28 protein-coding genes and 1 pseudogene are annotated in these 26,436 nt (G+C 56.4%); 9 read left to right on the top strand and 20 right to left on the bottom strand.

What is annotated here, in order from left to right:
• The first annotated feature begins 232 nt into the window (after positions 1 to 232).
• Together ACOTXI_RS09785 and ACOTXI_RS09780 are read left to right on the top strand one after the other, a co-directional pair.
• The gene (locus ACOTXI_RS09785) at positions 233 to 778 is read left to right on the top strand and encodes a YfaZ family outer membrane protein (protein WP_008501313.1); all 546 of its coding nucleotides are present in this window, start codon (positions 233 to 235) and stop codon (positions 776 to 778) included.
• A complete protein-coding gene (locus tag ACOTXI_RS09780) occupies positions 778 to 1,098 on the top strand; it encodes a hypothetical protein (protein WP_008501314.1) in 321 nt (106 codons plus the stop codon). Before ACOTXI_RS09785 ends, ACOTXI_RS09780 begins: the two co-directional genes overlap by 1 nt.
• Before the next feature lie 45 nt (positions 1,099 to 1,143).
• On the opposite strand, the gene ACOTXI_RS09775 is transcribed toward ACOTXI_RS09780, so the two are convergent.
• Complete coding sequence (locus ACOTXI_RS09775) at positions 1,144 to 2,514, bottom strand: NAD-dependent succinate-semialdehyde dehydrogenase (RefSeq protein WP_058654250.1); 1,371 nt, start codon at positions 2,512 to 2,514, stop codon at positions 1,144 to 1,146.
• Positions 2,515 to 2,665: 151 nt separating this feature from the next.
• Here ACOTXI_RS09775 and ACOTXI_RS09770 point away from each other — a divergent pair, with 151 nt between their 5' ends.
• Together ACOTXI_RS09770 and ACOTXI_RS09765 are read left to right on the top strand one after the other, a co-directional pair.
• The gene (locus ACOTXI_RS09770; RefSeq protein ID WP_058654251.1) at positions 2,666 to 3,409 is read left to right on the top strand and encodes a helix-turn-helix domain-containing protein; all 744 of its coding nucleotides are present in this window, start codon (positions 2,666 to 2,668) and stop codon (positions 3,407 to 3,409) included.
• Between the two features lie 47 nt (positions 3,410 to 3,456).
• Positions 3,457 to 4,083, top strand: a complete 627-nt coding sequence (locus ACOTXI_RS09765; RefSeq protein WP_058654252.1) for a LysE family translocator — start codon at positions 3,457 to 3,459, stop codon at positions 4,081 to 4,083.
• Between the two features lie 21 nt (positions 4,084 to 4,104).
• Here the strand turns inward: ACOTXI_RS09765 and tssD are convergent, their stop codons facing one another.
• Together tssD and ACOTXI_RS09755 are read right to left on the bottom strand one after the other, a co-directional pair.
• The gene (tssD, locus tag ACOTXI_RS09760; RefSeq protein WP_008501319.1) at positions 4,105 to 4,596 is read right to left on the bottom strand and encodes a type VI secretion system tube protein TssD; all 492 of its coding nucleotides are present in this window, start codon (positions 4,594 to 4,596) and stop codon (positions 4,105 to 4,107) included.
• Complete coding sequence (locus ACOTXI_RS09755; RefSeq protein WP_421633870.1) at positions 4,597 to 5,109, bottom strand: hypothetical protein; 513 nt, start codon at positions 5,107 to 5,109, stop codon at positions 4,597 to 4,599. It abuts the gene before it with no gap.
• A 603-nt stretch (positions 5,110 to 5,712) separates the two neighbouring features.
• Here ACOTXI_RS09755 and ACOTXI_RS09750 point away from each other — a divergent pair.
• Positions 5,713 to 6,984: a DUF445 domain-containing protein gene (locus ACOTXI_RS09750; RefSeq protein WP_058654253.1), complete on the top strand. Its 1,272-nt coding sequence runs from the start codon at positions 5,713 to 5,715 to the stop codon at positions 6,982 to 6,984.
• Here ACOTXI_RS09750 and ACOTXI_RS09745 read toward each other — a convergent pair.
• The 7 genes from ACOTXI_RS09745 to ACOTXI_RS09715 form a co-directional block, all read right to left on the bottom strand.
• Positions 6,981 to 8,057, bottom strand: a complete 1,077-nt coding sequence (locus ACOTXI_RS09745; RefSeq protein ID WP_058654254.1) for a DUF2955 domain-containing protein — start codon at positions 8,055 to 8,057, stop codon at positions 6,981 to 6,983. The genes ACOTXI_RS09750 and ACOTXI_RS09745 overlap by 4 nt on opposite strands.
• Positions 8,047 to 9,114, bottom strand: a complete 1,068-nt coding sequence (locus ACOTXI_RS09740; RefSeq protein WP_086527941.1) for an HlyD family secretion protein — start codon at positions 9,112 to 9,114, stop codon at positions 8,047 to 8,049. Before ACOTXI_RS09740 ends, ACOTXI_RS09745 begins: the two co-directional genes overlap by 11 nt.
• On the bottom strand, positions 9,111 to 9,581 hold the full coding sequence (locus ACOTXI_RS09735; protein ID WP_003863089.1) for a MarR family winged helix-turn-helix transcriptional regulator: 471 nt from the start codon (positions 9,579 to 9,581) through the stop codon (positions 9,111 to 9,113). Before ACOTXI_RS09735 ends, ACOTXI_RS09740 begins: the two co-directional genes overlap by 4 nt.
• A 149-nt stretch (positions 9,582 to 9,730) precedes the next feature.
• Positions 9,731 to 10,426: an ArsR/SmtB family transcription factor gene (locus ACOTXI_RS09730; RefSeq protein ID WP_032608444.1), complete on the bottom strand. Its 696-nt coding sequence runs from the start codon at positions 10,424 to 10,426 to the stop codon at positions 9,731 to 9,733.
• Positions 10,401 to 10,796, bottom strand: a complete 396-nt coding sequence (locus ACOTXI_RS09725) for an amino acid-binding ACT protein (RefSeq protein WP_022650340.1) — start codon at positions 10,794 to 10,796, stop codon at positions 10,401 to 10,403. The genes ACOTXI_RS09730 and ACOTXI_RS09725 overlap by 26 nt, the downstream gene beginning before the upstream one ends.
• Positions 10,789 to 11,112: an antibiotic biosynthesis monooxygenase family protein gene (locus ACOTXI_RS09720; protein WP_003863082.1), complete on the bottom strand. Its 324-nt coding sequence runs from the start codon at positions 11,110 to 11,112 to the stop codon at positions 10,789 to 10,791. The genes ACOTXI_RS09725 and ACOTXI_RS09720 overlap by 8 nt, the downstream gene beginning before the upstream one ends.
• Positions 11,113 to 11,187: 75 nt before the next feature.
• Positions 11,188 to 12,603: an aldehyde dehydrogenase family protein gene (locus ACOTXI_RS09715; RefSeq protein ID WP_058654255.1), complete on the bottom strand. Its 1,416-nt coding sequence runs from the start codon at positions 12,601 to 12,603 to the stop codon at positions 11,188 to 11,190.
• 100 nt (positions 12,604 to 12,703) lie between these two features.
• Between ACOTXI_RS09715 and ACOTXI_RS09710 the strand changes: the two genes are divergently transcribed.
• Positions 12,704 to 13,606, top strand: a complete 903-nt coding sequence (locus tag ACOTXI_RS09710) for a LysR family transcriptional regulator (RefSeq protein WP_103786779.1) — start codon at positions 12,704 to 12,706, stop codon at positions 13,604 to 13,606.
• On the opposite strand, the gene ACOTXI_RS09705 is transcribed toward ACOTXI_RS09710, so the two are convergent.
• Positions 13,593 to 14,072 carry a carboxymuconolactone decarboxylase family protein gene (locus ACOTXI_RS09705; RefSeq protein WP_058654257.1) on the bottom strand — a complete coding sequence of 160 codons (480 nt, stop codon included), beginning with the start codon at positions 14,070 to 14,072 and terminating at the stop codon, positions 13,593 to 13,595. The two genes, ACOTXI_RS09710 and ACOTXI_RS09705, sit on opposite strands and share 14 nt — an antisense overlap.
• 101 nt (positions 14,073 to 14,173) lie before the next feature.
• Between ACOTXI_RS09705 and ACOTXI_RS09700 the strand changes: the two genes are divergently transcribed.
• A complete protein-coding gene (locus ACOTXI_RS09700) occupies positions 14,174 to 15,562 on the top strand; it encodes a PLP-dependent aminotransferase family protein (RefSeq protein WP_058654258.1) in 1,389 nt (462 codons plus the stop codon).
• 85 nt (positions 15,563 to 15,647) lie between these two features.
• On the opposite strand, the gene ACOTXI_RS09695 is transcribed toward ACOTXI_RS09700, so the two are convergent.
• Positions 15,648 to 15,809 carry a DUF1127 domain-containing protein gene (locus tag ACOTXI_RS09695; protein WP_003863073.1) on the bottom strand — a complete coding sequence of 54 codons (162 nt, stop codon included), beginning with the start codon at positions 15,807 to 15,809 and terminating at the stop codon, positions 15,648 to 15,650.
• Positions 15,810 to 15,985: 176 nt separating this feature from the next.
• Between ACOTXI_RS09695 and ACOTXI_RS09690 the strand changes: the two genes are divergently transcribed.
• A complete protein-coding gene (locus ACOTXI_RS09690) occupies positions 15,986 to 17,404 on the top strand; it encodes a PLP-dependent aminotransferase family protein (protein WP_058654259.1) in 1,419 nt (472 codons plus the stop codon).
• 94 nt (positions 17,405 to 17,498) lie between these two features.
• Here the strand turns inward: ACOTXI_RS09690 and ACOTXI_RS09685 are convergent, their stop codons facing one another.
• The 8 genes and pseudogenes from ACOTXI_RS09685 to ACOTXI_RS09650 all read right to left on the bottom strand — a co-directional run.
• The gene (locus tag ACOTXI_RS09685) at positions 17,499 to 18,167 is read right to left on the bottom strand and encodes an OmpA/MotB family protein (protein ID WP_058654310.1); all 669 of its coding nucleotides are present in this window, start codon (positions 18,165 to 18,167) and stop codon (positions 17,499 to 17,501) included.
• Between the two features lie 8 nt (positions 18,168 to 18,175).
• Complete coding sequence (locus ACOTXI_RS09680) at positions 18,176 to 19,714, bottom strand: hypothetical protein (protein WP_008501336.1); 1,539 nt, start codon at positions 19,712 to 19,714, stop codon at positions 18,176 to 18,178.
• Positions 19,711 to 20,964, bottom strand: a complete 1,254-nt coding sequence (locus ACOTXI_RS09675) for a hypothetical protein (RefSeq protein WP_045409336.1) — start codon at positions 20,962 to 20,964, stop codon at positions 19,711 to 19,713. Before ACOTXI_RS09675 ends, ACOTXI_RS09680 begins: the two co-directional genes overlap by 4 nt.
• A gap of 10 nt (positions 20,965 to 20,974) precedes the next feature.
• A complete protein-coding gene (locus ACOTXI_RS09670) occupies positions 20,975 to 21,904 on the bottom strand; it encodes an ATP-binding protein (protein ID WP_008501338.1) in 930 nt (309 codons plus the stop codon).
• A gap of 230 nt (positions 21,905 to 22,134) precedes the next feature.
• The gene (locus ACOTXI_RS09665) at positions 22,135 to 23,019 is read right to left on the bottom strand and encodes a hypothetical protein (protein ID WP_008501339.1); all 885 of its coding nucleotides are present in this window, start codon (positions 23,017 to 23,019) and stop codon (positions 22,135 to 22,137) included.
• Positions 23,019 to 23,756: a DUF3944 domain-containing protein gene (locus ACOTXI_RS09660; protein WP_008501340.1), complete on the bottom strand. Its 738-nt coding sequence runs from the start codon at positions 23,754 to 23,756 to the stop codon at positions 23,019 to 23,021. Before ACOTXI_RS09660 ends, ACOTXI_RS09665 begins: the two co-directional genes overlap by 1 nt.
• A gap of 217 nt (positions 23,757 to 23,973) precedes the next feature.
• Positions 23,974 to 25,095, bottom strand: coding sequence for a cupin domain-containing protein (locus tag ACOTXI_RS09655; protein ID WP_058654260.1), 1,122 nt, complete (start codon positions 25,093 to 25,095; stop codon positions 23,974 to 23,976).
• A gap of 135 nt (positions 25,096 to 25,230) precedes the next feature.
• Positions 25,231 to 25,839, bottom strand: a pseudogene (locus ACOTXI_RS09650) (ATP-dependent Clp protease proteolytic subunit); the annotation flags it as partial.
• Positions 25,840 to 25,921: 82 nt separating this feature from the next.
• Here ACOTXI_RS09650 and ACOTXI_RS09645 point away from each other — a divergent pair.
• The gene (locus tag ACOTXI_RS09645; protein ID WP_023293372.1) at positions 25,922 to 26,308 is read left to right on the top strand and encodes a VOC family protein; all 387 of its coding nucleotides are present in this window, start codon (positions 25,922 to 25,924) and stop codon (positions 26,306 to 26,308) included.
• The last annotated feature ends 128 nt before the right edge of the window (positions 26,309 to 26,436 follow it).

Here is a 26,436-nt window from a genome sequence, read left to right as displayed (position 1 = left end):
CACCTCTAATCACTATCCCTTCCTCGTTCAGTTTATGTTTAGTCAAAAAATTAAACGGTGCCTAAACGTCCGAACATCACGCGTTGACACCTCGACAATCAAACATCGATGCAACATTTCGAATAAAAAAGTTAACAATATCAGCATAAAACAGCGACCTTCATCACATTTTCAGTCATAAACATCGCTTGTTAAGGTGCCCCCAGATGAATTTAATGACGAGGCATAAAACATGAAAAAACTGAATATCCTTCTTCTTTCTGCTCTGACCGCCCTCTCGGGTTCCGCTCTGGCAATGGGCGGCAGCATTGAGCAGGGTAAAAACTTTACCAACCTCAACCTCGAGATGGGGAAATCCTCATCCGGCCTGTATGCCGAAAGCAACTGGCTTAAAAACACCGATGACGGTACCCAGACCGGCGGCGTGGGCGCAGGCTACAACCTGGAAGTGGGCCCGGTAATGCTGAATGCAGGTGCCAAAGCCATTTACATCGGCCCGAAGAAAGGCGATAACGGCGTGGCGTTCCCGATCGGCGGCGGTGTGAACGTTGCCCTGACCGACAGCATCCACGTGTACGGTGAAGGCTACGTGGCGCCAGAAGGGCTGAACAACAGCGTGAAAAACTACGTGGAAGCCAACGGCGGCGTAAGCTGGACGCCAATTACGCCTGTGACCCTGAAAGTGGGTTACCGCCACGTGAGCGTTGATGGCAAGGACGGCCGCCCTGGCCACACGCTGATTGACGGCGCATATGTAGGCGGTGGAGTCACCTTCTGATGAAACACCGCATGACCGCGCTTTGCGTTCTGAGCCTCACGCTGATGCTCACCGGCTGCGTCCAGTACAAATGGGTGAAACCGGGCGTCAGCGATGCGGAAATGAATAAAAAGCTCACGGAATGCGAAGCGCAGGCGCTGATCGATCTTCCCCCGGATAACGTGGTGACCGGTTCGAGCTCGGAAAAAACGGACAAATCGAAAAAGAAAAAGGATATTTCCACGAGCTACACGGTTGAAGACGCGAATGAATATCGCCGGGATACGCTGGTTGACAGCTGCATGTTCAAAAGCGGCTGGGACAAGATCGAAGTGCAATAACTCCATAAAAAAACCTGCCGGCTGGCAGGTTTTTTTTATGGCCTCTTACTGACGCACCACCACCAGCTTCTGGTTCACAAACTCTTTGATCCCCAGATCCGACAGCTCGCGTCCGTAACCGGAGCGCTTCACGCCGCCGAACGGCAGCTCTGGCGCGGTATCGGTGAGCCAGTTGATATACACCATCCCGGTCTCAATCCGCGACGCCATCTTCTTCGCGCGCTCGATATTCTGGCTGAATACCGCCCCACCCAGGCCGTAGTGTGAGTCGTTCGCCAGCGCGACCGCCTCGTCGTCGTTTTTTACCACGTACATCTGCGCCACCGGGCCGAAGAACTCTTCAAAGTACGCCGGGTTGTCGCGCGAGATATTCGTCAGGATCGTCGGTTCGAAGAAGCTCCCCTCACGCTGCACCGGCTTGCCGCCATAGTGCAGCGTCGCGCCGTTTTTCACCGCCTCGTTGACCTGTTTGGTCAGCGTTTCCAGCGCATCTTTCGACGACAGCGGCCCCAGCGTGGTGCTTTCGTCGAGCGGATCGCCAATCTTCACCTGCTTAAACGCCTCGGTGAATTTGCTCAGGAAGGCGTCGGCGATCTTTTCATGCAGGATAAAGCGCTTCGCCGCGGTACAGACCTGCCCGGCGTTGTTGAGCCGCGCATTCACGCCAATCCTGACGGCTTTGTCCAGGTCCGCATCGTCCAGCACCACGAACACGTCGTTACCGCCCAGTTCAAGGGTGGATTTCTTGATGTGCTTCGCCGCCTGCGCGGCCACCACGCTGCCGGCTTTTTCAGAGCCGGTCAGCGCTGCACCCTGCACGCGATCGTCAGCAATGATGTTCGCCACCTGCTCGGACGAAATAAACAGGTTGGTCCACGCCCCTTCCGGCGCCCCCGCCTCACGCACCAGGTGGGCAAAGGTCTCGGCGCAGTGCGGCACGATGCTGGCATGCTTGGCGATAACGGGGTTACCCGCCGCCAGGTTTGGCGCCAGAACGCGCATCAGCTGGTAATACGGGAAGTTCCACGGCTCAACGGCCATCAGCACGCCGATGGGGTGATGTTCCACCCACGCTTCCCCAAGTTCGGATTGATACTTCACCGGGGCCAGGAACTGCTTCGCGTTGTCGGCGTAGTAGCGGGCGATCTGCGCGCACAGCTTCACTTCGCCACGGCTCTGTTCGATGAGCTTACCCATCTCCTGACTGGCAATTTTCGCCAGCTCCTCGGTGCGCTCGTCGATCAGATCGGCAAGCTTATGCAGCACCGGCAGGCGCTGGCTGATGTCGCCTTTCGCCCAGTCCGAATGGTAAAGCGCATCGGCCGCCTTCAGCGCCGCTTCGATATCCGCGTCGGTATGCGAGGGGTATTCTTTGATGAGCTGGTTAGTGGCAGGATTTACTGTCTGATAAGCCATGTCGAATCTCCTTGTTTTACCGCTTAGGGTATTAAGGGTAGTCAACATGACTGGCCGTGGACGTAAAGTTGGGTATATCCGGAAGGTTCTTAATGAAGCGCTGCCAGACGGTTCGCTGACGTGGTATAAAAAACGTCCAGAAGGAGTTCATATGACCGATACCCGACACATCCGGCAGACTTTTCACCGCGCCTCAGGCCTTGAGCTGCGCAGCACGTGGCAGAGCACGCAGGCGTACAAACGCCACAGTCACCCTCAGCTCTCTATCGGCGCGATTATGGAAGGCCAGACCTGCTGCATTTGTCATGACAAAGAATACATCCTTAACCCCGGGGACCTCATTGTGATCCCGGCCTCTGCGCCGCACAGCTGCAACCCCGTCGCCGGGCAACCGCGCAGCTACCATATGCTCTATATCGACACCGATATTCCTCTGGCGTTACAGGTGATTCGCGACCCTGCGCTCTTTAAGCGCTACCTGGATATTGTTGAGATGATGTCGCCTGTATCCGTGGACACGCTGCTTTCAGCCCTGCCCCGCCGCCTAGAAAACGCAGATGCGCTTCGCTCAACCAGCCAGCACGTGCGGCAGGCGTTTCTTGCCGACCTGGCCGCACCGCCTTCGCTTGACGAACTTGCCCAACGATTCTCGCTGCGCAAGGAGACGCTGATCCGCACCTTCCGGCAGGACACCGGCCTGACGCCGGGCAGCTTCCTCAACATCTCCCGCGTGGAGTTCGCCAAAGCGCGACTGCGTGCCGGGGACGACATCGCCGACGTTGGCTACCAGAGCGGGTTTGCCGACCAGAGCCATTTTCATAAGACCTTCGTCAGCTATACCGCCGCCACGCCGCGCCAGTACGCGACGGGCCGATCAATATCTGACAATAAATAACGTTGGCATCACCGTAGCCTGACCTCAGATTGTTAACCGAGGCTGCTATGGAACTGTTCTTCCCTTCCGCTTTTCTCGCCCTGGCGCTGGCGCATTTTGTCGCCCTGTTAAGCCCGGGGCCGGACTTCTTCCTGCTGGTGGGCTACGCGGCGCGCTACCGACTGCGCGGCAGCGCCGGATTGTGCGTCGGCATCGCCGCGGGTAACGCGCTTTATATTGTTCTGGTGATTATCGGCTGGAGCGCGCTACGGCAGTTTGCGTGGCTGTTTACGCTGATAGAGCTTTGCGGGGCGCTGTACCTGCTGTGGATCGGCTCGCATCTGGTGCGCAGCCAACCGCAGGCGATGAGGCTGAATGAAACCCATCAGCGCTGCCCCTCGCTGCGCAAGCAGATCATGCTGGGGCTCGGCTCGGCGCTGCTTAATCCGAAGAACGCGCTGTTCTATCTGGCCCTGATGACGGCGCTACTGGGACCGGATGTGACGCTGCTTCAGCAGGCAACGTGCGGCGTCTGGATGGTGATGGTGGTGCTGGCGTGGGATCTGGCGCTGGTATCGCTGATGGGGCTATCGTCGGTGCAACAGAAGCTCAGCCGTGCGCTGTGGCTGATAGAGCGCACGGCGGGGGTGGTGCTGATGGGGTTTGGCGGGTGGGTGCTGTGGCGGGTGATATGAAAGAATCTTATCAGCCGTTTTCTATGCCCCTAACCGATAATCCCAGTCATCCATGTGAATAACGTTACCGTCACGGTAATGCCAGGTTATCTTTTCATAACGAAGCAAAACAAGCTCAAGATGCCCCTGTTTTTCATGGTAAGTCTCTTTCACGTCATGCATTAATGAAAACACCGTGACGACCTTCACCGCTTCCAGCGTTATCGTGAAATAGATGTCTTCCTGACCGGCATCATTGATTCTGTACAGGTCGATAGTCGCTTTTCTGAACGTACCGCCCGTGCTGAGTGCTTTATAGAGAAAAACGCTGGAGGCATCTATTTCTTTCTCAATCAGAAAGGGACGATGCTGGCGTTTGCTCAATGCTCTGCCATTATGCAGGTCAGAATTATAGCTTACGTTATGATAGAGCCCTAAAACCTCAATCTGGTTTTCACGACCATTAACTTTCACGCTGCCTTTTATGTTATTACCTGCATCGTCAGTTAATGACATATATCCCGGAATGGCCATTTACATATCCTTATCGAATGGAACAGAGTGTTCAACAGTTGATATCATAACGGCGAGACATCTTTTACCCGGCGGGCTTTTTATTTTGAACATCTCCCTGATTGAATCCACAAAAAGCTTATTACTTTCTGCCTCTGTTTCGGGGAAATTATCAAACGAGCAAATTTGTTCAATAGTGAGTAATGGTTTATCGTCTTTTAAGATTGCTAAGACACCTTGAGGATTATGTGGGATAGCTTCAGAAAGCGCTGCTTTTAAGTCTTCAGCCGTACTGGCGTCCACGCCCGGCTCAAGCGCACTCGCGACAGCTAACCATTTCTGATTTCCTTTGCTAATCTCTGGGATAACATGATTCCACCATTCCGACTCATCGCTATCATTAGCATATAATTGTGCAACAACATGCCTGGCGCCTTTGCCGTTTATCATCTGCAAGATCTGTTCAGGAGTGTGGTTTTTGGCAAATAACCCCATCGGTAAGCACAAGAAGAATAGCGCAATAATATACTTCATTATCGCACCACCAGTATTGTATCACCCGAATCATAAATCATATGACGTTTGTCCTGGCCGTTCATAATGATGCAACCAGCTGATGCTGATCCTGGTGGCTGACCTTTTTTATCGCCATGAATTTGAAAATGATCCCTACCAAAGGTATTGGTCCCGGCTATAGGCTCAAGAATAATGGCCTCTGCACTTTTATGATTATTCCACCCGGCGATAAAATAAATACCTCATGGAATAGGCCCTCTGTTTCGTTGACTTTCACACTCTGGCTTATCTTTCGATTCACCCGCACCGCTGTAGCAGTTAGCAACAAACTCACCATTATGGCTCAATACCCCCGTCGAAACTTTATACTCCCATGTCATCAATACCGTCTCCTTTCATAAATAGTCCTTTATCTTATGGCTAATAAGAGCGTTAAAATGACAACGATGGTCACAAAACATGACGTCCGAAAATAAATAAGCACAAAAAATATAGAAAAATTAATAATAGATAATTTTGATGTATATAATTTTTATATAAAAGCCGTGTGTTCAGGCAGAGATTGCGTCTACCCTTTCACCAGTTTTGCACTTTTGGTTCACTTGCCTCTATCCTTAACCCATGGAAAAAATAGCTGAACTCAAACGCGCCAAGCTGCTGGCGCTGTCGCTGCTGCTGGTTGCCGCCGCGGCCTTTATCACCACCCTGTTCCTGCCGCAGACCTTCTGGGTGCGCGGCGTCAAGGCCATTGCCGAGGCGGCGATGGTCGGCGCGCTGGCGGACTGGTTTGCGGTGGTCGCGCTTTTCCGCCGGGTGCCCATTCCCTTTATCTCGCGCCATACGGCGATCATCCCGCGCAATAAAGACCGGATTGGCGACAATCTCGGCCAGTTCGTGCAGGAGAAGTTTCTGGATACCCAGTCGCTGGTGGCGTTGATCCGCCGCTATGAGCCCGCACAGATGATTGGCGCCTGGTTCAGCAAGCCCGACAACGCCCAGCGCGTCGGGCTGCATCTGATGCAGGTGATGAGCGGTTTTCTCGAACTCACCGACGACGGGCGCATTCAGCGCCTGCTCAAACGCGCGGTACATAAGGCCATCGACAAGGTCGACTTCACCGAAACCAGCGCCGTGATGCTGGAGAGCATGACCAAAAACAACCGCCACCAGGTGCTGCTGGACGCCATCATCAACCGGTTGATTACCCTGATTCAGCGGGAAAGCACGCGAGAGTTTATCTCTGACCAGATCGTCCACTGGCTGAAGACCGAACACCCGCGCAAGGCGATGGTGCTGCCCACCGAGTGGCTGGGCGATCAAAGCGCGGAGATGGTATCGAACGCGGTCAACACGCTGCTGGACGATATCAGCCACGACCGCACGCACCAGATCCGCCAGGCGTTTGACCGCGCCACGCTGAAGCTTATCGACAACCTGAAAAACGATCCGGAGATGGCGGCAAAAGCCGACAACATTAAGCACTACCTGAAAAACGACGAGGCGTTTAACCGCTATCTGGGGGAGATGTGGGCCGACCTGCGCCAGTGGCTGAAGGCAGATATGCAGAGTGAGGACTCGCGCGTGAAGCAGCGCATCGCCAACGCCGGGCTGTGGTTTGGCGAAACGCTGACAAACGACGCCAGCCTGCGGGCATCTCTGAACGAGCATCTGGAGCAGGCGGCGCACCGCGTCGCGCCGGATTTTGCCGCGTTCCTGACGCGCCACATCAGCGACACGGTCAAAAGCTGGGACGCCAAAGACATGTCCCGCCAGATTGAACTGAACATTGGCAAGGATCTGCAGTTTATCCGCGTCAACGGTACGCTGGTGGGCGGGACGATTGGCCTGATCCTGTTTTTACTCTCGCAGCTGCCTGCCGTGCTGGGACATTAATCTACTTTGGGCGGCGCGATGACGTAGCGCGTCGCCTCGAAGCGGTTGAGGATCAGGTGCACCAGAAAGACCATCGTCAGCGTCGCCACCAGCGAAAAGGTAACGGAGGTGATGCGGTACAGATCGCTGAACACCAGGTCAGTGTCCGGGTGCATGTTCTGCCCGAACATTATCCCGATGGTGGTGATGCTGGAGAAGCCTACGCCCGCCCCGACCTTCTCCATCACGTGGAGTCGCGCGCCAAACGCCAGCCCAAGGCCGATCAGCGGCATCATCAACAGCATATGACTGCTGTGATCGTAGAGGATCAGCTGCACCACCAGAATATAGAGGCAGCCCAGCACCACGCCGACCACGCGCCAGATGGAGCTCATCACCGCGCCGCGATAGTGCATCGGGAACAGGATCAAAATCCCTGCCATCAGCGCCGAAAGCGAATCGCTTAAGTCGCTAATCTGAAACACCACGAAAATCAGCGTCGCCACGGTGCCGGATAGCAGCGACTCGTGGCGCACGCGGGCGTCGTCTTTCTCAATCAGCGGCGGCGGCTTGCGCGGCTCCACGTCCGGCAGCAGGTAGTTCATCAGCGCGCTCAGGCACACCGCCATCACGCTCGCTTCGATGTTAGAGAATAAAAGCGTGTGCCAGTTGGTGGTGGGGTAGCTCATAAAGTTGAGCATCACGCTCTGGCAAACCACGCCCATCGAGCCGAACAGGAACAGCGGCCCCTTACTCATAAAGCGAAAACGCATCACGTACAGGGCAAACACCACCAGCGTCATGATGACCGGCCACTGCGACAGATAGCCGATAATCAACACCATTTCGACGCAGTTCAGCGAGGCGCTGAAGATAAACTGCTTCGCCACGTGGCGATTAAACACTGGTACCAGAGACAGCAGCATGATCGGGTAGACCACAAAAAACACGCCGTAGCTGGTGTTGTAGAAACTCGAAATGCTGAGCGCAATCATCCCGGCAAAGACGATACGCAGGGTCTGGCGAAAGTCGTTTGCCGTATAGACGATGTTGCCGTGCGGGGTAAATACCCGTGCCAGGGTGCTAATAGACATAGTGAAGCAGGCTCACCAGATGGATTTGCATCCCGGAGAAGAATCGCGCAAACGGCCCTTCGCTGTTGTAGAGCTGCACGGTGGCGCGCGCGCCGGTCGGCAGCGGCTTCGGTAAGGCTTCGTCCAGCGCTACGTGAATGCGCATACGCTGGGCATCACGCACCCAGCGGTTGGAGGTTTCCGGTTCAGAAAGTTGACCGTTTACGGCCTCCTGTCCGGCGAGGATCCCCGCGTCGCTGCTGGTAACGTGGGCACGGAAAACGTGCCCCGGGAAGGCGTCAAACACCACGGCAGCGTCGGTCCCCTGATGGGTATGACGCAGGCTCTTCTCGCGGAAATCCGCCACGATATCGATCCGGGTGTTCACCAGCGCCAGCGCAGCCGAACCGGATGAGGCGTAAAAACCGGGGCTTAATTGCAGGTTACTGACCGTGCCGTCCGCCTCGGCGTAGACCTTCGTCCAGCCAAGATTCAGCTCCGCTTCATCCAGCGCGTTACGGTATTTTTGCAGCGTCACGTTACGGTGCTCATCCCGCTCGCCGCGCTGAATGCGCAGGTTATGAATATTCGCCTGGATCGAGCTGACGGACTGCTCGCTGCTCTGCCAGGTGGTACGGACCTTATCCAGATCCGCCTGCGATACGTTCTGCAAGGTGCTCAGTTTCTGGTAGCGGTCGAATGTCACTTTGTCGTTACGCGCGGTCAGCACGGCGGTTTTCAGGCTGGCCTGCGCTGCGGCAATCTGCGCATCCAGCTGATCGTTAGACAGACGCGCCTGTTCCAGCGCGATCTGCGCCGCCTCGACCTTATTGCGAAACGGCGTGGCGTCGAGCTCAAACAGCAGATCGCCTTTCTTAACCTGGCTATTGTTATGGACATGTACCGCCGCCACATACCCGGAGACGCGGGCAGACACCGGGGTCACCACGCGCATCACGGTGGAGTCCGGCGTCAGCGGGATCCAGATATCCGCGACGATAAAGTAAACAAACATCAGCAGGAAAGAGGCAATACTCACCCTTACCCAGCGGGCAAACTTTTGTTCAGGAGTCATTATTTTTCGGTCTTATTATCTTCTTCGCGGATTGTCCGCAAATTGCAGGCGATTTGATTGAGAGTAGCGCTGAAAATATCGATATGTTCCGGCGCGATGTTTTGCGATACGCGCGCCTGGAACGTCTCAATCACCTGAGAGAGCCTTTCAAGAATGGCTTTTCCCTCAGGCGTCAGCGTCAGCAGCCGGATACGCTTGTCATACGGCGAGACGGTGCGCAGCAGGTAGCCCTGCTTTTCCAGCTGTGTCAGCGTGCGCATTAGGGGAGGCAGTTCAATGCCCTGCACTTCCGCCAGCTCGCTGACCGAGACGTTATCCCCGAGTTGATGAAGCTGCATCATCACCGTCCAGCTCGACTGGGTTAACCCGGTGTCGAGAATGGCGTCGTCGATGACTGCGCGCCACTGACGCACGATCATCGCCATCCGCATGCCCATCGGCCTACGGCTAAACAGATCTTCTTCACTCATGGGGAGCCCTCTCGTAGTACGCCATCACGATAATAGTTATCAGGATAAGTATCAAGAAACGAGAAGTTAAAGCGCAGGAATTGCGAAACGATGTTCTCCCTCTCCCTGTGGGAGAGGGTCGGGGTGAGGGCATCAGCCCGCAGCGGCGTTTAGCGGCTAAAATGCTTCCTGACGGCACTTTTCCCCGAAGCCGTCACCACCACCTCCCGATAACCCGCCACCCGCTGGATCCAGCCTTTGCTTTCCATGTGGATAAGCAGCGCAGCGCCCGCCTCACCGCCAAGATGAAACCGCCGCTCGCTCCAGTCCAGGCAGGCGCAGCAGGCCTTCCGACGCGGATGAGCGCTTAACGGAATACCGAGTGCCAGGAACTGCTCCCGACCATACAGGGTCAATGCGGAACCGTCAGCCTCCAGCCAGCCTTCCGCCTGCATGAAATCATAGATCTGCACCGCCACCGCGCCTGCGAGATGGTCGTAGCAGGTCCGGGCTTCACGCATGGCTTTCGGCGCGCTGGTTTCCGGCGGGGTAATGCGGCTCCACGAAAGCCCCATCATCTGTTCCACCAGCGCCGCCACGTCGTGCCCGGCAAGACGATAATAACGATGCCGCCCTTGCGACAGGCAGGTAATTAGCTGCCCTTCAACCAGCCGGGCAAGATGCCCGCTGGCGGTCGACGGCGCAACGTCTGCCGCCGCACTCAGTTCAGTGGCCGTCCACGCACGCCCGTCCATTAGCGCACAAAGCATCTTCACGCGCGACGGATCGGCCATTGCAGCCGCCACCGCGGCAATCGCCTTTTCCAGCATCGCGCTGTTATCAGAGGGTAAGCTCGTCTTTAACATTCGTCGCCCAGGGTGTGGTGATCTCAGCGGCCAGCTTATCATCATCCGTCAGCAGAATAAGGTGATTCGCATGGTCACTGTACTGAGTCAGGATAGACACGCCGCGTGCCGCCAGCGCCGCCGCTATCTCGCCCAGCTCGCCAGGACGCTCCTGCTTAAGCTTTCTGATCACCGGCTTTCGCAGCGCCTGCACGGTAAACCCGGCGTCGAGCAGCACACGGCGGGCTTTTTCCCCGTCCTCCACCAGGAAATGGGCATCGGTACCGAATACGCCGCCACCCTCAAGCCCCACGCCGTTGCGCCCCAACAGCTGTCCAAAGCGCGCCAGCTCGCCGGGCCCGTCGCGGAAAATCACGTGAACGTCATACATCCGCGTGCCCTCCGGTTTCGGAACTGTATTCCCGCACCAGCTGCGCCACGCGAATACGGTAGAAAGAGAAAATCGACGCCCGTCCTTCGGCCTGCGCCGCCTGATGGAAGACGTTCTGCTTCCAGCGGCGGACGGCCTCTTCATCCCGCCACCAGGAAAGGGAGAGGATTTTGCCGTCGGTCGTCAGGCTCTGGAACCGTTCGATATCGATAAAGCCGTCGATGTCGGCCAGCAAAGGCTTAAGCTCTGCGGCAAGTTGGAGGTAGCGCGCCTGATGGGCAGGCGCGGCTTTGGCTTCGAAAAGGACTGCGATCATGATGGTCTCTCCGCTGTGATATTGAGGAGAGAATGCAGGATGGAAAAGCACAATGCTTCGGTAAAGAGCGAAGCTTTAGCCCAGAACCGACCTCGGCTCCATAAACGCGCGGATCCCCCACTCGCCCATCTCGCGCCCCACGCCGGAGTGCTTAAACCCGCCAAACGGCGCTTTCGGTTCATGAGCCAGGGTGTTCACCAGCACGCGACCGGAAACAATCTGCTGTGCCACGCGTCGCGCGCGGTCCACATCGCCGCCCAGCACCATCGCGCTCAGGCCGTACTCGGTATCGTTGGCAATGGCAATCGCCTCCGCCTCGTCCTGATAAGGGATTACGCACAGCACCGGGCCGAAAATCTCGTCGCGGGCAATGGTCATCCGATTGTTCACGCCGGCAAACAGCGTCGGACGCACAAACCAGCCGTCCCGCGTGCCTTCCGGTCGCCCTTCGCCGCCCGCCAGCAGGCGCGCCCCTTCTTCGATTCCTTTGCGGATATAGCCCTGCACCCGCAGCCACTGCTTTTCGCTGACCATCGGGCCGACGTCTGTCGTGCTGTTGCGCGGGTCGCCGGATTTCATCGCCGCCACGGCCTGCGCCAGCGCGGTTTCGATCTCCGCTTTGCGCGAGTAAGGCACCAGAATGCGCGTCCCGACCACGCACGCCTGCCCGCTGTTCATAAACCCGGCCTGGATCACCAGCGGGATCGCCTGCGCCAGATCCACATCATCCAGCAGGATCGTCGGTGATTTACCGCCCAACTCCAGCGTCACGCGCTTAAAGCTTTCCGCCGCGTTGCGCAGGATCGCCTTGCCGGTATTCGTGGAACCGGTGAACGAGATTTTCGCGACGTCCGGATGGCGGCTGATTGTGTCACCGACCGTCTCACCCCGTCCGGTGACGATGTTAAACACGCCCGGCGGTAGCGCAGCGTCGCGCAGCGCTTCGGTGACAATCTGCGTTTGCAGTGCGCTCATTTCACTCGGCTTGATGACCGCCGTGCAGCCCGCCGCCAGCGCGGCCGCCAGTTTGCCGCAGATAAACCCCGCATCGCTGTTCCACGGCGTAATCAGCCCGGCCACGCCGAGCGGCGTCATCTGCACCGTTGCGGCACCTGCGGAGGTGACAAACTCAAATGCCTCCAGCGCCTCGATGGCCTGAGCAATCACCTCTGCCGGATAGCTTGCCATCCACGCCGAGCGCGAGGCGGGCGCGCCGTACTCTTCAATGACCGCTTCCAGCAGAGCGTCGTGACGAGCGGCCACGGCGGCGTGCATGCGCTTCAGCGCGGCGATGCGTTCCTGCTTTGTGGTCTGCGACCACGCCGGAAATGCCGCTTTCGCCGCCGCGATAGCGCGTTCAGCGTCAACCTCATCCGCCAGGCGAACCTGGCCGATGACCTGCGCCGTCGCCGGATTGTACAAATCAAACCGTTCGGTACCGTGCGGGGTAACAAACTCGCCGTTAATAAAGATCTGTTCGATGGTGTGCATATAAACCTCCTCAGGCTGTGTGAGCCCAGTCTGTCACGGCTTCTCCGTTGCGATAATCCACGCTATGCTGCAAGGGTTGTTTCGATTTTCAGGATAATCTATGCATCGTTCAGGTCTGACAGAGCTGGAAGTGGTGATGGCGGTGGTGCGGCGCGGCAGCTTTCGCGGCGCGGCGCAGGAACTGGGGATGTCCGCCACGGCGGTCAGCAACGCCATCGCCGGGCTGGAGAGCCGCCTTGAGACGCGGCTTTTCAACCGCACCACCCGCAGCGTGGCGCTCACCGACGCCGGACAGCGCTACGTGGCGCGTATCGGCCCGGCGCTACAGGAGATCCGCCTCGCCGGGGAGGAGATCCACAGCGACTCCGGGGAACCCGCCGGAACGCTGCGCCTCAACGTGCCGAACCATATCGGCACCCTGTTTCTGGACCAGCTGCTGATCGATTTCATGATCCGCTACCCGAAAATGCGCGTGGAAACGGTGAGCGAAGCGAGGATGATCGACATCGTCGCCGAAGGCTATGACGCGGGGATCCGCCTCGAAGAGTCCGTTCCGCAGGACATGATCGCCGTGCCGCTGACCGGTGAGATCCGCCAGCTCGTCACCGCCACGCCGGACTATTTCGCCCGTCACGGCACACCCGAGACGCCGGACGATCTGCTTTCACACCAGGGGATCGGCATGCGTATGGCCCACGGCGGGATCTACCGCTGGGAGCTGGCCCGTCGGGGTGAAACGTACGCGCTTGCCGTGCCGCCGCGCTTTGCGACGTCCGATCTTTTTGCCTCGATCCGCGCCGTAAAAGCGGGGTTAGGGGTGGGATTTTTACCGGAACTCTATATTCAGGACGAGCTGAAAAGCGGGGAGCTGGTGAGCGTCTTAAGCGACTGGGCGCAGCCGTTTGCCGGGCTGCGCCTGTACTACCCGGGCCATCGCCACGTCCCGCCGGGACTGCGGGCGCTGGTGGCGATGATCCGCGAGCGCGGAATTATTCCAGGTTAGCCTTATTCAGCCCGTACGCCGCGTCCAGCGAACCGGGCGCCATGCGGGAGGTGATCCCCAGACGGTTCCAGGCGTTGATCGCCACGATGGCGAAGTTCAGCTCTGAAATCTCCACGTCCGAGAAGTGCTCCGCCACGCTGCGGTAGAGCGCATCGCTCACGCCGTGAACGCCAATCTGGGTCAGCGCTTCGGTGAACGCCAGCGCGGCTTTTTCACGGGCGCTGAACAGCGGGGACTCGCGCCAGGCCGCCAGATGGTACAGGCGCAGCTCGCGCTCGCCGGCGATTTTCGCCTCTTTTGAGTGCATATCCAGACAGAACGTACAGCCGTTCAGCTGCGACACGCGAATGTCGATCAGGTGCTTCAGCGCCGGATCGATGGAGGATTTTGCCACCTCCATGCTCAGGGCAGACAGCGCGTTGGCGAGGGCAGGTGTAGCTTTATGGTGGTTAACGCGAGTGCTCATGGTCTTTCCTCTTTTTGTGCGGCATGTGTCATGCGATGAGGCAAATCTACGCCGTTCATGACATAGTAAAAAGATACAAAAAGCGTGAAACGAGGTAGGACATGAAGCCGGGCTATCACGAGATTTATTCCCGCTATCGCGACAACATCATGCGCGGCGTGCTGAAGCCGGGCGACAGGGTACCTGCCATCCGCCTGCTGGCGGAAGAGCTGAAGGTGGCGCGCAAAACCGTCGAGACGGCGTATGCCATTCTGACGGGCGAAGGGTATCTGGTGAGCCAGGGCGCGCGCGGGACGCGGGTGAATCCGGATCTTCTGCTGCCCGCGCAAAACGCCCCCACAGAACAAGCGACCGGCACGCTGCCGGCGTCGTTGATTAGCCAACGCGAACGAGCCGGTTTTCTGCGCCCCGGCATTCCCGCGCTCGACAGCTTCCCCTATAAAAAATGGCTGCTGCTGGCGGGCCAGGCGACGCGCGCCATGCGTCAGGATGAAATGCTCAACCCGCCCGTTCTGGGCTGGTATCCGCTGCGCGAGGCGATAGCCCGCTATCTCAATATCTCGCGCGGGTTATCCTGCACTGCGGAACAGGTAATGATCACCAGCGGCTACAGCGGCAGCCTGCGCCTGATCCTCGACACGCTCGCCAGCCGCAGCGATAAGGTGGTATTTGAGGATCCAGGCTACTTTATGGGCCAGCAGTTGCTCAAGCGCATTGTGCCCCGCCTGCACACCGTGCCGGTCGATCGCGCAGGGATGGATACGGACTACCTGCTGCGTAATCACCACGATGCCCGCTTCGCCATCGTTACTCCGTCGCACCAGAGCCCGCTGGCGGTGACGCTCTCCCTGCCGCGCAAGCAGCAGTTGCTCGACTGGGCGTCACAAAACGAGGCGTGGATTATCGAAGATGATTATGACGGCGAATTTCACTACACCCGCAAAGTGCTGCCGTCGCTGAAAAGCCTCGACCAGCATGACAGGGTGATCTTTATGGGCACCTTCAGCAAAACCATCATGCCATCGCTGCGCATGGGGTACGTGGTGATGCCCGCCAGCACCGTCGGCGCGTTTACCGACAGCGCGGACATCCTCACCAGCGGCCAGCCGGTGCTGACGCAAAAGATCCTCACCGCGTTTCTCAACGAAGGGCATTTTTTCCGTCATCTGAAAAAGATGCGCGCGCTCTATCAGACCCGCCGCGACTGGATGATTGCCGCCCTGCGTGAGGTCTATGGCGATCTGTTTTTCACCGAGCAAAACGACGGCGGGATGCATATTGTCGCGTTCCTCGCAAAGGGAAGCGCTGACCGGGAGATCGCCCGCTGCTGGCAGGAACAGCAATTGCAGGTCAATGCGCTTTCGGCGTGGTATCACGGATCAGGAAAACGCTACGGGCTGGTGATGGGCTATAACAACGTGCGGTCGTATCAGGAGGCGCTGGATTTGCTGGAAATGCCGAAACGGCAGACGCTAGAACTGTTGAGCTGAAAACCACCGGGTGGCGGCTGCGCCTTCCCCGGCCTACGGTCTCCTGTAGGCCCGGTAAGCGTAGCGCCACCAGGCAACCCTATGCTCACACATCATATCGCGATAACCCGACGTCCTTGAGCTGCTCGTCGCTCATCTGGCTCAGAATACGGCGGGTACGGTTGATGCGATACCAGTTACGCAGCGTTTTCGCTACCCAGACAAACGCGATAAACGGACGTTTTGAACGATTCTCGTAGAATTCCATGATGCTCTCCTCGCTGTGCCAGTGGGGTTATCATCCTGGAAATCGACCTGCGCAATACAGATGCAAAAACAACTTTTTTTTAACATACAGATCCGCTAAAACGGTATCTGCATGCCGTTTTTTGCGGCAATCTGTACTGGTTTAATAATCTGTATGGTGAAAATAAAGGATACAGCATGACGCGCTATCAACATCTGGCCAACCTCCTGGCGGAACGCATTGAACAAGGGCTGTATCGCAGCGGCGAACGTCTGCCGTCGGTACGCACGCTGAGCCAGGAGCACGGCGTGAGCATCAGCACCATACAGCAGGCCTACCAGATCCTCGAAAACCTCCAGCTGATCACGCCTCAGCCGCGCTCCGGCTATTTCGTCTCGAAACGCAAAGCCCAGCCGCCCGTCCCGGCGATGACCCGTCCGGTACAGCGCCCGGTGGACGTTACCCAGTGGGATGAGGTGATGATGCTGCTGGACGCCCGCGCCGACAAAGAGATGATCTCTTTTGGCGGCGGCTCGCCGGATATTAACCAGCCGAGCCTGAAGCCCCTGTGGCGCGAGATGAGCCGCATCGCGCAGCATAACCCCGGCGAGATGCTGAGCTATGACGTGCTCGACGGGCGCCTGGAGCTGCGCGAGCAAATCGCCCGCCTGATGCTGGACGGCGGCTCCACCGTCGCGGCAAACGACATTGTGATCACCAACGGCTGCCACGGCGCGCTGTCGATCGCCCTGCTCTCGGTGTGCAAACCGGGGGATATCGTGGCGGTGGAATCACCGTCGTTTCACGGCACCATGCAGATGCTGCGCGGGTTTGACATCAAGGCGATTGAAATTCCCACCGACTCTGAAACCGGGATCAGCATCGAAGCGTTGGAGCTGGCGCTGGAGCAGTGGCCGATCAAGGCGGTGATCCTGGTGCCCAACTGCAATAACCCGCTCGGGTTTATCATGCCGGAGGCGCGGAAAAAGCAGGTGTTGGCCCTCGCCCAGCGGCACGATATCGTGATTGTCGAGGATGATATTTACGGCGAGCTGGCGGCGGAGTACCCACGCCCGCGCACCATTCATTCCATGGATATCGACGGCCGCGTGATCCTCTGCAGCTCGTTTACCAAAACCGTGGCGCCGGGCCTGCGCGTCGGCTGGATTGTGCCGGGACGCTACTACGACCGGGTGATGCACATGAAGTACGCCGCGGGCGGGTTTAACGTGCCGGGCACGCAGATGGCGGTGGCGGCGTTTATCCGCGACGGCCATTACCATCGCCACGTGCGGCGTATGCGCCAGATTTATCAGCAGAATATGGAGACCTACACCTGCTGGGTGCGGCAGTATTTTCCGGCAGAGATATGCGTCACCCGCCCGCAGGGCAGCTTCCTGCTGTGGGTTGAGCTGCCGGAGACGGTCGATATGGTGTGCGTCAGCAAGCAGCTGTGCCGGCTGAAGATCCAGGCCGCGGCCGGGTCGCTGTTTTCCGCCTCCGGGAAGTACCGCAACTGCCTGCGGATCAACGTGGCGCTGCCGCCAACGGAGAAACATCGCGAGGCGTTGAAGAAGATGGGTGAAGCGATTGTGATTGCGATGGAGGAGGGCTAGTGCGGCCTGATGCCCTCACCCCAGTCCTCTCCAACGGTTCAGTAAGTCCCTATAGCGGGCTGGTTTAGATGCCATTACTCAACCAGCCGCTGAGTTACAGAGCGCTGCCCTGCTCCTGACGTGACGGCGCGTGCGTCAGGAACTGCACCTCAACGCGGCGATTACGCTCATCGCTGGGTGAAATCCCTTTTAGCGGCTGAGAGTCGCCAAAACCGGCCACAATCACACGATGCGATTGCTGATCGTTGAGGTTCGCAATTAACAATTTACGTGCTTCACGGGCTCTGGCAGCCGAGAGCGTGTAGTTATCGTCATACACGGTACAGAACCTGGTGTAATCGACCACAGGGTTATTCACGTTGATGTTATCCGTATGCCCCTCAACAAAAACCTGAGTGTTCGTCGAACCGCTCACGAACGCCTGAATCCGTGGTGCCAGACGAGCAAGTGCATCTCTTGCCTGATCGGTGATACAGGCACTACCGCGGGCGAAGATTTTATCCCGCAGCGTAATTTTTCCGCTGGCTATATCAAACCCCACCAGCGCAGCATCTCCCTGATCCACCATCTCCTGCTGCATGCTGTGCATCATGGCATTCAGTTTCTGTTGAGCGGCTGCCTGGCCGCTGTTTTTCTCCTGCTCGCGTTTTACGTCAGCCACTTTGTTTTGCAGTACCGATAACACCAGCATCAGCATCACCACGGCCATGACCCCTGCCATTAGATCGGAAATAGAAATCCACTCATTCGGTTTATCTTTCATCGGCAATATCAGACCTCAACACGTTCGGCGACAAGCTGTTGAGCCGGGAGCAACTTATCGATGCGGGTGCACAATGCAGACACCTGAGTGGTGATCTGCTTAACGGTTTCCGGCAATGCACCAAGCTGATCGAAGGCCTCGTTAAAGCGCGTGATGTAGTGCTCCATCTTACGGTTGCCTTCGGAAACGGCGGCCAGACCGAGAGCGATCTCCTTCGTGACGCGCTGAATATAGTTTGTCATAGAGGTGACTTGTTCATTCAGCGTCAGGCTGGTTTCGGAGAATTCATCCATCGCCTGACGTTGAATTTTCGCCGCGGCTTCGGTTCTCTCTTTCACCGTGGTCATGGTTGAATCGATCTGCGAAGACATGTTGTTAACCGACTCGCTGATCTGCGAAGTGGCGGATTCCAGCTGGTTGGCCATCTGCGTCATGTTGCCGCGGAAAGACGCATCCATGCTGGCGATAGCACCGTTAAGGGAGGTTTCTATCTGGCCCATTGTCGTACTGAGCTGATGAGTAGACTCCGCCAGCTTATCGCTCATCTGCTGCACGTTGCGAGTGAAGTCGGCATTCATCTCATTCACTACCTGCGACAGCTCTTGCTTAATGCCGGTCATGACCTCACTAAGTTCGGCACCCAGCGCGGTAACCACTTTTTCCAGGCTCATCGCCGAGCCAGAGACTTGCTGCGAAGCATCACTCATAGTAGTCGCCGCCTGCTGCAGTGCTACCAGGTTCTCTTCACTTTTACGGGTGTAAGTTTCCAGCAGATTGCGCGACTGATTATTAATATCTGCGATCTCTTTTAACGCCGCCAGATGGTATTGATGACGCTGCGCTTCCTGCTCTTCACTGCGTTTTGCCTGCTGACTGAACTCCTCGCGCAACGCGACAGTTTGCAGCGCCATCGCCTCCACCAGACGCTCGGTAGCCGCGTTACGTCCAGCTTCACGCTGCTGCTGCCTGGAAGCATTTTCCTCCGCCTGCAGGGCATATTCTTCGGTCAGGGAGTGCTGCAGTTTGGCCATACACCAGTTGAGACGGCGCTCTTCATAGCCATTTTTCGACTCCCAGATTTTGAGGGCGATAAAGGCAATAATCCCCCAGGTTGAGGTTTTGAATTTCGTGCCCAGGCCCTGCATCATCTCCATCAGGTCGCGCATGGAGGAGTCCATTGCACCAATGCTGTTTCCCGCGTTATGCAAAATGCCGGAAGCTTTATCGAGCGCCAGCCCCAGCCCAAGAAAGGTTCCCAACAGACCAAGGATCAACAGCATACCCGGCATAATGGCGGCTATTTTCTCAGCTTTGGTCGCCAGTGATTGGCTCAGCTCAGCGGCCGATCCCATTTCTGCACTCACCCCCGGCTGAGCAGCCTGTAATCCACTTTGCTCCCAGGCATGCTGCCAGCGCGCTTCCTGCGCATTGCGCCTGACGGAGAGCCAGGTGTAGATTACTGCCAGCAGCATTACGCCGAAAAAGCCCATCTGCAGCGCATCAAAGCCTGGGATCAAAAAGTGGCCAATTTCAGTCAGCAGATTCATGCAACCACCTCGACGAGCAGACCCGCTTCAGTACGTTTCTGGCAATCGGCAGCAAAGATGTTGGCGAAATCGGTAATTAAGCTCTGTTCCTGCTGGGAAAGAGAAGACCAGGCGCGATCGTTTTGCGAGCAGTCGATCAGCAGTGCACCCACAATCGCCCCCTGATCGAGCAGATACGCTTTGCCTTCCGCAATCAGCTGCTGTTCTTCTTTTTCGAGCATCTGCAGAAAGCCTTCCGCCGCGTTGACGTAGCTATGGCGCGCCAGTAGATCGTCGCCTAGTTGTTCCAGATCGGCCGTATCACGCGGCAGGGTGATTTTAAGATCGTTCAGCACGCCCACTTCACCCGGTTCAAGTTCTTCGTATTTTAGCGCGCGCACCAGACGGTTATGCAGCAAACGATCTTTCGAAAGCGCGCTGTTTTTCTTCTCCCACTCCTCTTCCAGAAGCTGACGGCTTTTCTCCCATGCAATAATCATCTCTTCGAAGACAAACGGGATAATCGGCTTGCCGAATAGTCTCTGAGTGAGGTTATCCAGACGCAGAGTATCGGCATCGCTAAACTCTGCCTCCTGCTGGATCAGCGCGTTCGCGGCATAAACCATAAAGTGCATATCCGCATCGACATCACTGATGGACTTCACGGCCTGCATACGGGTTTCATAGAAGGCGAGCAGCTTTTGCACTGCACGCAGGCGCAGGAAATACTCGAAGTCCTGCAGCGTATCTCGCTTCACGGCGATATCCACTTCTGCTTTTGCGATAAGATAGCTGTTCACCAGTGCGAAAGCCGACACAGCCTCTTTCTCCTCACCACTCAACTCACCTCCCGCTTCAGCCATAGCCTGAGCATGATGGCGAGCCTCTTCAAGCTCCTGCTCCTCCATTTGTTTCTGGTGGGCGTTTTTACACCAGTTAATGACCCACTCCAGGGCTTTCTGCAGCTTTTTTACCAGCGGCTGTTTATCAAGTTTTTCCAGCCATGCCAGCGCGCGATCCAGCCCTGCCAGCGCGCTCTTTACCCATGGCAATGTGATAAAACCGCCTAGCATCTGAAGAATTTTACGTCCCGTGCCGATATGCGGCTTAATGCGTTGCCACATCTGGCTGACTTTACCAACAAAGCCTTCCGCTTTTTCTGCCATGAAACCGATCGCTTTTCCGGCAATTTCTTTTGCTTTGCTGACGACGGATGAAGCGACATCTCGTACGTACGAGACTGCAGAGCAAATACGACTCCATAAACCCATGATTCAACCCTTAGCTCAAACCGAGCATTTTTTTTGCTGTGTTAATGTGTGGTGGAACGAAAGAGGCCGCGTTCGATATCGCGTCGTAAGCATCACGAATTTGCGCAAGTGCACTTTCAAGATGCTTAAGCGTAAGTTTTTGTTCTGATTCCAGTACGGCTTTAGGTAGCGCCAGGCGCATGGCATTGCGGATATCTCGGCCAGAGAGCCCTTCGGAGAGAGACACGGCGCTTTCCAGCATCGTTTCCCGTGCATCGGCAAGCGGAATAGCGCGCACGAGCAATTTTTCCCAGATGCGAAAACGCTCCTGGCTGCCGGGTAACGTAAAACCAACATGGTGAGAGATACGGCTGAGGAATGCGCTGTCGTAGTTTTTGACGAAGTTGGTAGCAAAGATGACGATACCGGTATGCTTTTCCAGCTCAATCAATAAGGTGGAACGCATCGCGTTTACTTCATTATCAATGCCCTGAGTAACAGATGAGAGACGTTTACCCAAAAGGGTGTCTGCTTCATCAAAGAACAACACGGCCTCTTCCTCCGTGGCCTGACGGAAAAGAGCAGCGATATTTTTCGCGGTTTCACCCATAAATTTGCTTTCGAGATCGGCAATACTGACAACCATAATCTTGCGCTTAAGCGAACCTGCCAGCGCCTCTGCCGTCAGGGTTTTGCCGGTTCCTGGTGGGCCAAAAAAATTCAGCACGATCCCGTTCCCCATAGGGTCGACCGCTGCGAATTCCCATTCCACGTAAATTTTATGGAAGTGGTCAATTTTGGCTCTGGCTTCATCAAGCTGGGCAATGACCTGCGTCGTCAGCGCCACATCGTTTTCTAGCGTAAAACGGGGAATAACCGCTGATGCAAACGCCTTATTTTCTTCACCGGCTGCTTTCTCCAGGCCCTGCGTAAATTGCGGTCGAATTCGTCCCAGAGACATGTATTACCTCATTATGGGCTGTAGGAAATTTGAATTAAGTTGCTGGTGCAATATTGGTTAACGGCAGGAGCGTCGAAAACTCCAATGATATTTCCTACCGTTTCGAGCAGACCTACCAATATTGGTCAGTGAAGAGAAAATAGAGGATGGGACTGACAAAATGTGTCAGAAAAAAATATGCTTCAAGAAATAAGAAGAATACCTGGAAAAAGTTCCAGGCATCATCATGATTACGCTTTTAGAGGAAGGGGGGCGATGGAAACCAGCTCCTGGAGCAGTAGCGCGTTATCTTCCGATTTAAATAACAGACGCAAATCTTCCTGCTTACGGGTAAAGGCAAGCGACTGTGGCTCAACGCGACCGCTGATGCTCTCCTTAACTTTGCTATTACACCACTGGCGATAATGTTCCAGCGTGGCAGCATAGCGGCGTGAGTTTTCGCGCATCAGGTGCTCTGCCAGCCTGAATTTTCCGTAGCGATCGCAAAGTTGGCTCTCGATGTAGATCGCTTTTGGCACCAGATCGAGCATGAGAGTAATGAAATCCAGAACCTGTTCTAAATGCCTGTCGCTGAGTTTATCGGCAAAGGAGAGCAAGTTATCAATAAACGAGAGAACCTCGTTGCGTTCATTGCCCATTCGGACAATGAGGTGTGCCGCAACGTCATGCGTCTCATCCACCAGCGTGCGATCCAGCAACATAACGCGAGCAGACTCTACGACGCCAAAGTAGCGAGACAGTTTATCCATGTAGAAAATAACATTCTGCGCGTGCACATCTTCGGAGATCAGATCCATGCTCTGCTGCAGTTGATCAATTTTTTTCGACAAATACATGGTTTGTACCACCATTGCCCCCACGATGATCCCCGTGGAGACGCCGACTGCAGCCAGCTGAACGGTCTGTGCCATTTGTATAAGTTGTTTGATGTCGCCAATCGAGGCCGTTTCCAGCACCACCTCTTTTAGCGGAAGGTGTTGAGCGATCCCGCTTTTACCGGACATGGCGTGCCAGTACGCTACCCCATCACGAATAATGACGTGCCCGGTTTCCAGCGCGCTTTGAACCTCTTTGTACACATTCACCCAGTCGATAGTAAGCAACGTTTCCTTCATCAAAAGAAATCTCCACCTTTGTTTAGCATTTGCTGGCGCATGGCAGCAATTTGCACCACGGCAGGCAGCGTAACGCGAAACGCCGGGCCGCTGATGGCCGGGATAGTCAGTAACGCCGTAATGGCCATGCCGATCGGACCGGCAAAAATCCCAATCGCGCGTACCAGTCCCGCATTGGCGGCCAGCGCCAACCCCCTGCCCAGCACCGCTTTCGCTACGGCATTCGCTACGATCATCGCCACCTGGTAGGACATAAATCCGCCCATACGGATTGCGGTGATGATTGCCGTCAGTGCCGCACCACTAGCAAGATTCCCGTCAATTTTGAGTTCGCGACGGATGTTGCGGCGCTCTTCCTCATTCATTTTATCCCAGGAGTCAGTGAATAATTTTGCGAGAAGGGCCTGCTCAATATCGACAGTATCCGCAGAGAAATCGGTTTTAACGGAGAGTTTCTTGCATACGTCCGTCAGGATTTCTTTATAAAGCACGCCGTTACCACGGAAGAGGTTAACAAAGGTATCGCCACCGAAATGTTGTAGCTCCGCCCCGATGAGTTGCCAAACCTGCTTATAGTTTTTACCTGCATCCTGAAATGCTTTCTCACCCGTTAAGGACTCAGTGTAACGCGTCGACCCGTCTTTATCCGTGGTGAGATAGTTAACCAATACTTCCAGCATCTCGTTGTCTGAGTAGCGAAGTAGCTCCAGGTCTTGATCTGTTCTGTATTTTCCCATTATCTCTTACCAGCCGAAGGCTATTTTCAGTTTTAATTGCGTAATTATTAAGGGTGCCTGATAGGTGTTAACGGCATTTGCAGAAAAAACTGCAATGAAAACCCTTCTCTTTTTAGGTAGTACAAGAATAACCGCAGGTAATGACAGAACATGTCAGCGGAAAGCAGAAAAAACGGCCTTAACCCGAAAGCTAAGGCCGTATTGACGGTAAACGTCACTACTCGTCGAAGTACCAGTATCCCTGGTTAATCAGCCCGGTGAGCTCCTCGACAAACGCCGGGTTTTTCAGCGCATCGCCCAGCTCGGCCTGGCCGAGTTCGGTGTAGCGGCACAGCGCATCCGCCGCCTTCGCGTCTACCGTCTCCAGCTGTTCGCTGTTGATGAAGAAGCTGCCGTTAACGTTCAGCACGCGCAGGCCGCTCAGGCGAGACAGCGTTTCGCCGCCCTGCAGCGCGTCCAGCACCTCTTCCGGCGCGTACGGCGGCTCGGCGGCGGCAATATCCAGCTCGTGACGCGGCGTGGAGACAAAGCTGCCAAACCATTTTGTGAAATCGTCCGGCTTGCCGATCATGTCGATCATCATCTGACGAATGCGATCGAGCTCGTACTGCTCCACGCGGCCCGGGTGTTCGCGACAGGTCAGATCCGGATCGCTGTAGTGCTCGCCGCCCAGATCGTTTTCCAGCGCGTAGTCGGCGAAGCTGCTGATCAGATCGCGGCCGTTCGGCCCGCGGAAGCCGACGGAGTAGTTAAGCGCCGTTTCCTGGGTAAAGCCGTCGTGCGGGAATCCAGGCGGGATGTAGAGGATATCGCCCGGAGCCAGATCTTCGTCAATAATCGGCTCGAACGGATCCACATGCAGCAGCGCCGGATGCGGGCAGAACTGACGCATCGGCAGCTTGTCGCCCACGCGCCAGCGGCGGCTGCCCATCCCCTGAATGATAAACACGTCGTACTGATCGATATGCGGGCCCACGCCGCCGCCCGGCACGGAGAAGGAGATCATCAGATCGTCCAGACGCCAGTCCGGCAGAACGCGGAACGGACGCACCAGCTCCGCGGCGGGCATATGCCAGTGGTTCACCGCCTGCGCCAGCAGCGACCAGCCGGTTTCGCCCAGATCGTCGAAGTGCTCAAACGGACCATTGCTGGCCTGCCATTTACCGTTGAAATGGCTCACCAGACGGCTATCGACCTCCGGCTCCATCGCCAGCCCTGCCAGCTCGTCCGGGGTAATCGGATCGACAAAATTCGGGAAGGCATTTTTCAGCACAACGGGTTGTTTTTGCCAGTATTTCTCAAGAAACTCCGGCCAGTTCAGGTTCAGTTGATACGCCATGGGTAGCACCAGTGAGAGGGGAAACAGGCGCGATTATAGGCAAGAAGGCAGAGGGGGAACTTGTCATGGGTCAAACGAGGGCGTGTAGGTCGGGTAAGGCTAGCCGCCACCCGACACGTACACGGCGGTAAAAACTTAGTCCAGCTTCAGCTCGTCATAATGGGTGATCAGCTTGCCCACGATGCCGTAGTCCAGCGCTTCCGCCGGGGACATCCAGAAGTTGCGGTCGGTGTCTTTTTTCACTTTTTCCAGCGGCTGGCCGGTAGCGTCAGCGATCAGCTTGTTCACGCGATCCAGCATGCGGATGATCTCGCGCGCTTCGATCTCAATATCCGTCGCCTGACCGCGCACGCCGCCCAGCGGCTGGTGGATCATAAAGCGGGTATTTGGCAGCGAGTAGCGGTGCTCTTTTTTCGCGGCCAGGAAGATGGTGATCCCGGCGCTCGCCACCCAGCCGGTGCCGATCACGTGCACTTCCGGGCGAATGAATTTGATGAAGTCGTGGATGGTGTCGCCCGCTTCCACATGGCCGCCCTGGCTGTTGATGTACAGCTTGATCGGATCGTTGCTGACGCTTTGCAGCAGGATCATCTGGGTGATCACTTTCTGCGCCAGCTCCTGGTTGATCTCACCGGAGATCACAATCGAACGGGACTCCAGCAGTTTTTGCTGCAGAGCGCCCGCGCCGTTTGACCCTTCCGCTTTATCCTTGTCGCTTTCTTTCAGTGTGTAGTGCATTGTCTTTTCCTCAGCTTGTCGCGCTCAAAACCAGAGTGTAGCCTGTTTTACCGGTGAAAGTCCTCACCGACACATCACGAGGGAACTTATGCATATTGCCCATGTTGCACTCTGGACCCGCAGCCTGAACGCCCAGGTTCAGTTCTGGGAAACGGTTTTTAATGGCCGCAGTAACGAACGCTACGTCAGTAAAAATCGTCCGGGGTTTGAATCACACTTTATTACGCTGGATGACGGTCCGACCATCGAGCTCATGACGCTGCCGGAGCTGCCCGACGCCCCGCTGCACCCGGAGTTTATCGGCTGGGCGCATATCGCCATCAACGTCGGCAGCAAGGCAAAAGTGGACAGCATGGCCGAGCGAGCCCAGGCCAACGGCACGCTGCTCAGCGCTCCGCGCCTGACCGGAGATGGCTTTTATGAGGCGGTGATCGCGGACCCGGACGGCAACCGCATTGAGCTTGTCGGTGCATAAAAACAGCGTTTCGTTCCTTCACCGCCCCCGCCCCGGCTCGCTATACTTCATACGGTTATCATATTGTTAAATGATAATGATAGTTAATGTGTTAAGATGAAAGGCAGCATAAACAGTCTCTTACGTCG

Origin of the sequence: Enterobacter cloacae complex sp. BZL2005, assembly GCF_049238885.1 — a bacterium.
Taxonomy (GTDB): Bacteria; Pseudomonadota; Gammaproteobacteria; order Enterobacterales; family Enterobacteriaceae; genus Enterobacter; species Enterobacter roggenkampii.
The sequence above is the reverse complement of the archived record's forward strand: the minus strand, read 5'-3'. Positions and strand labels throughout refer to the sequence as shown.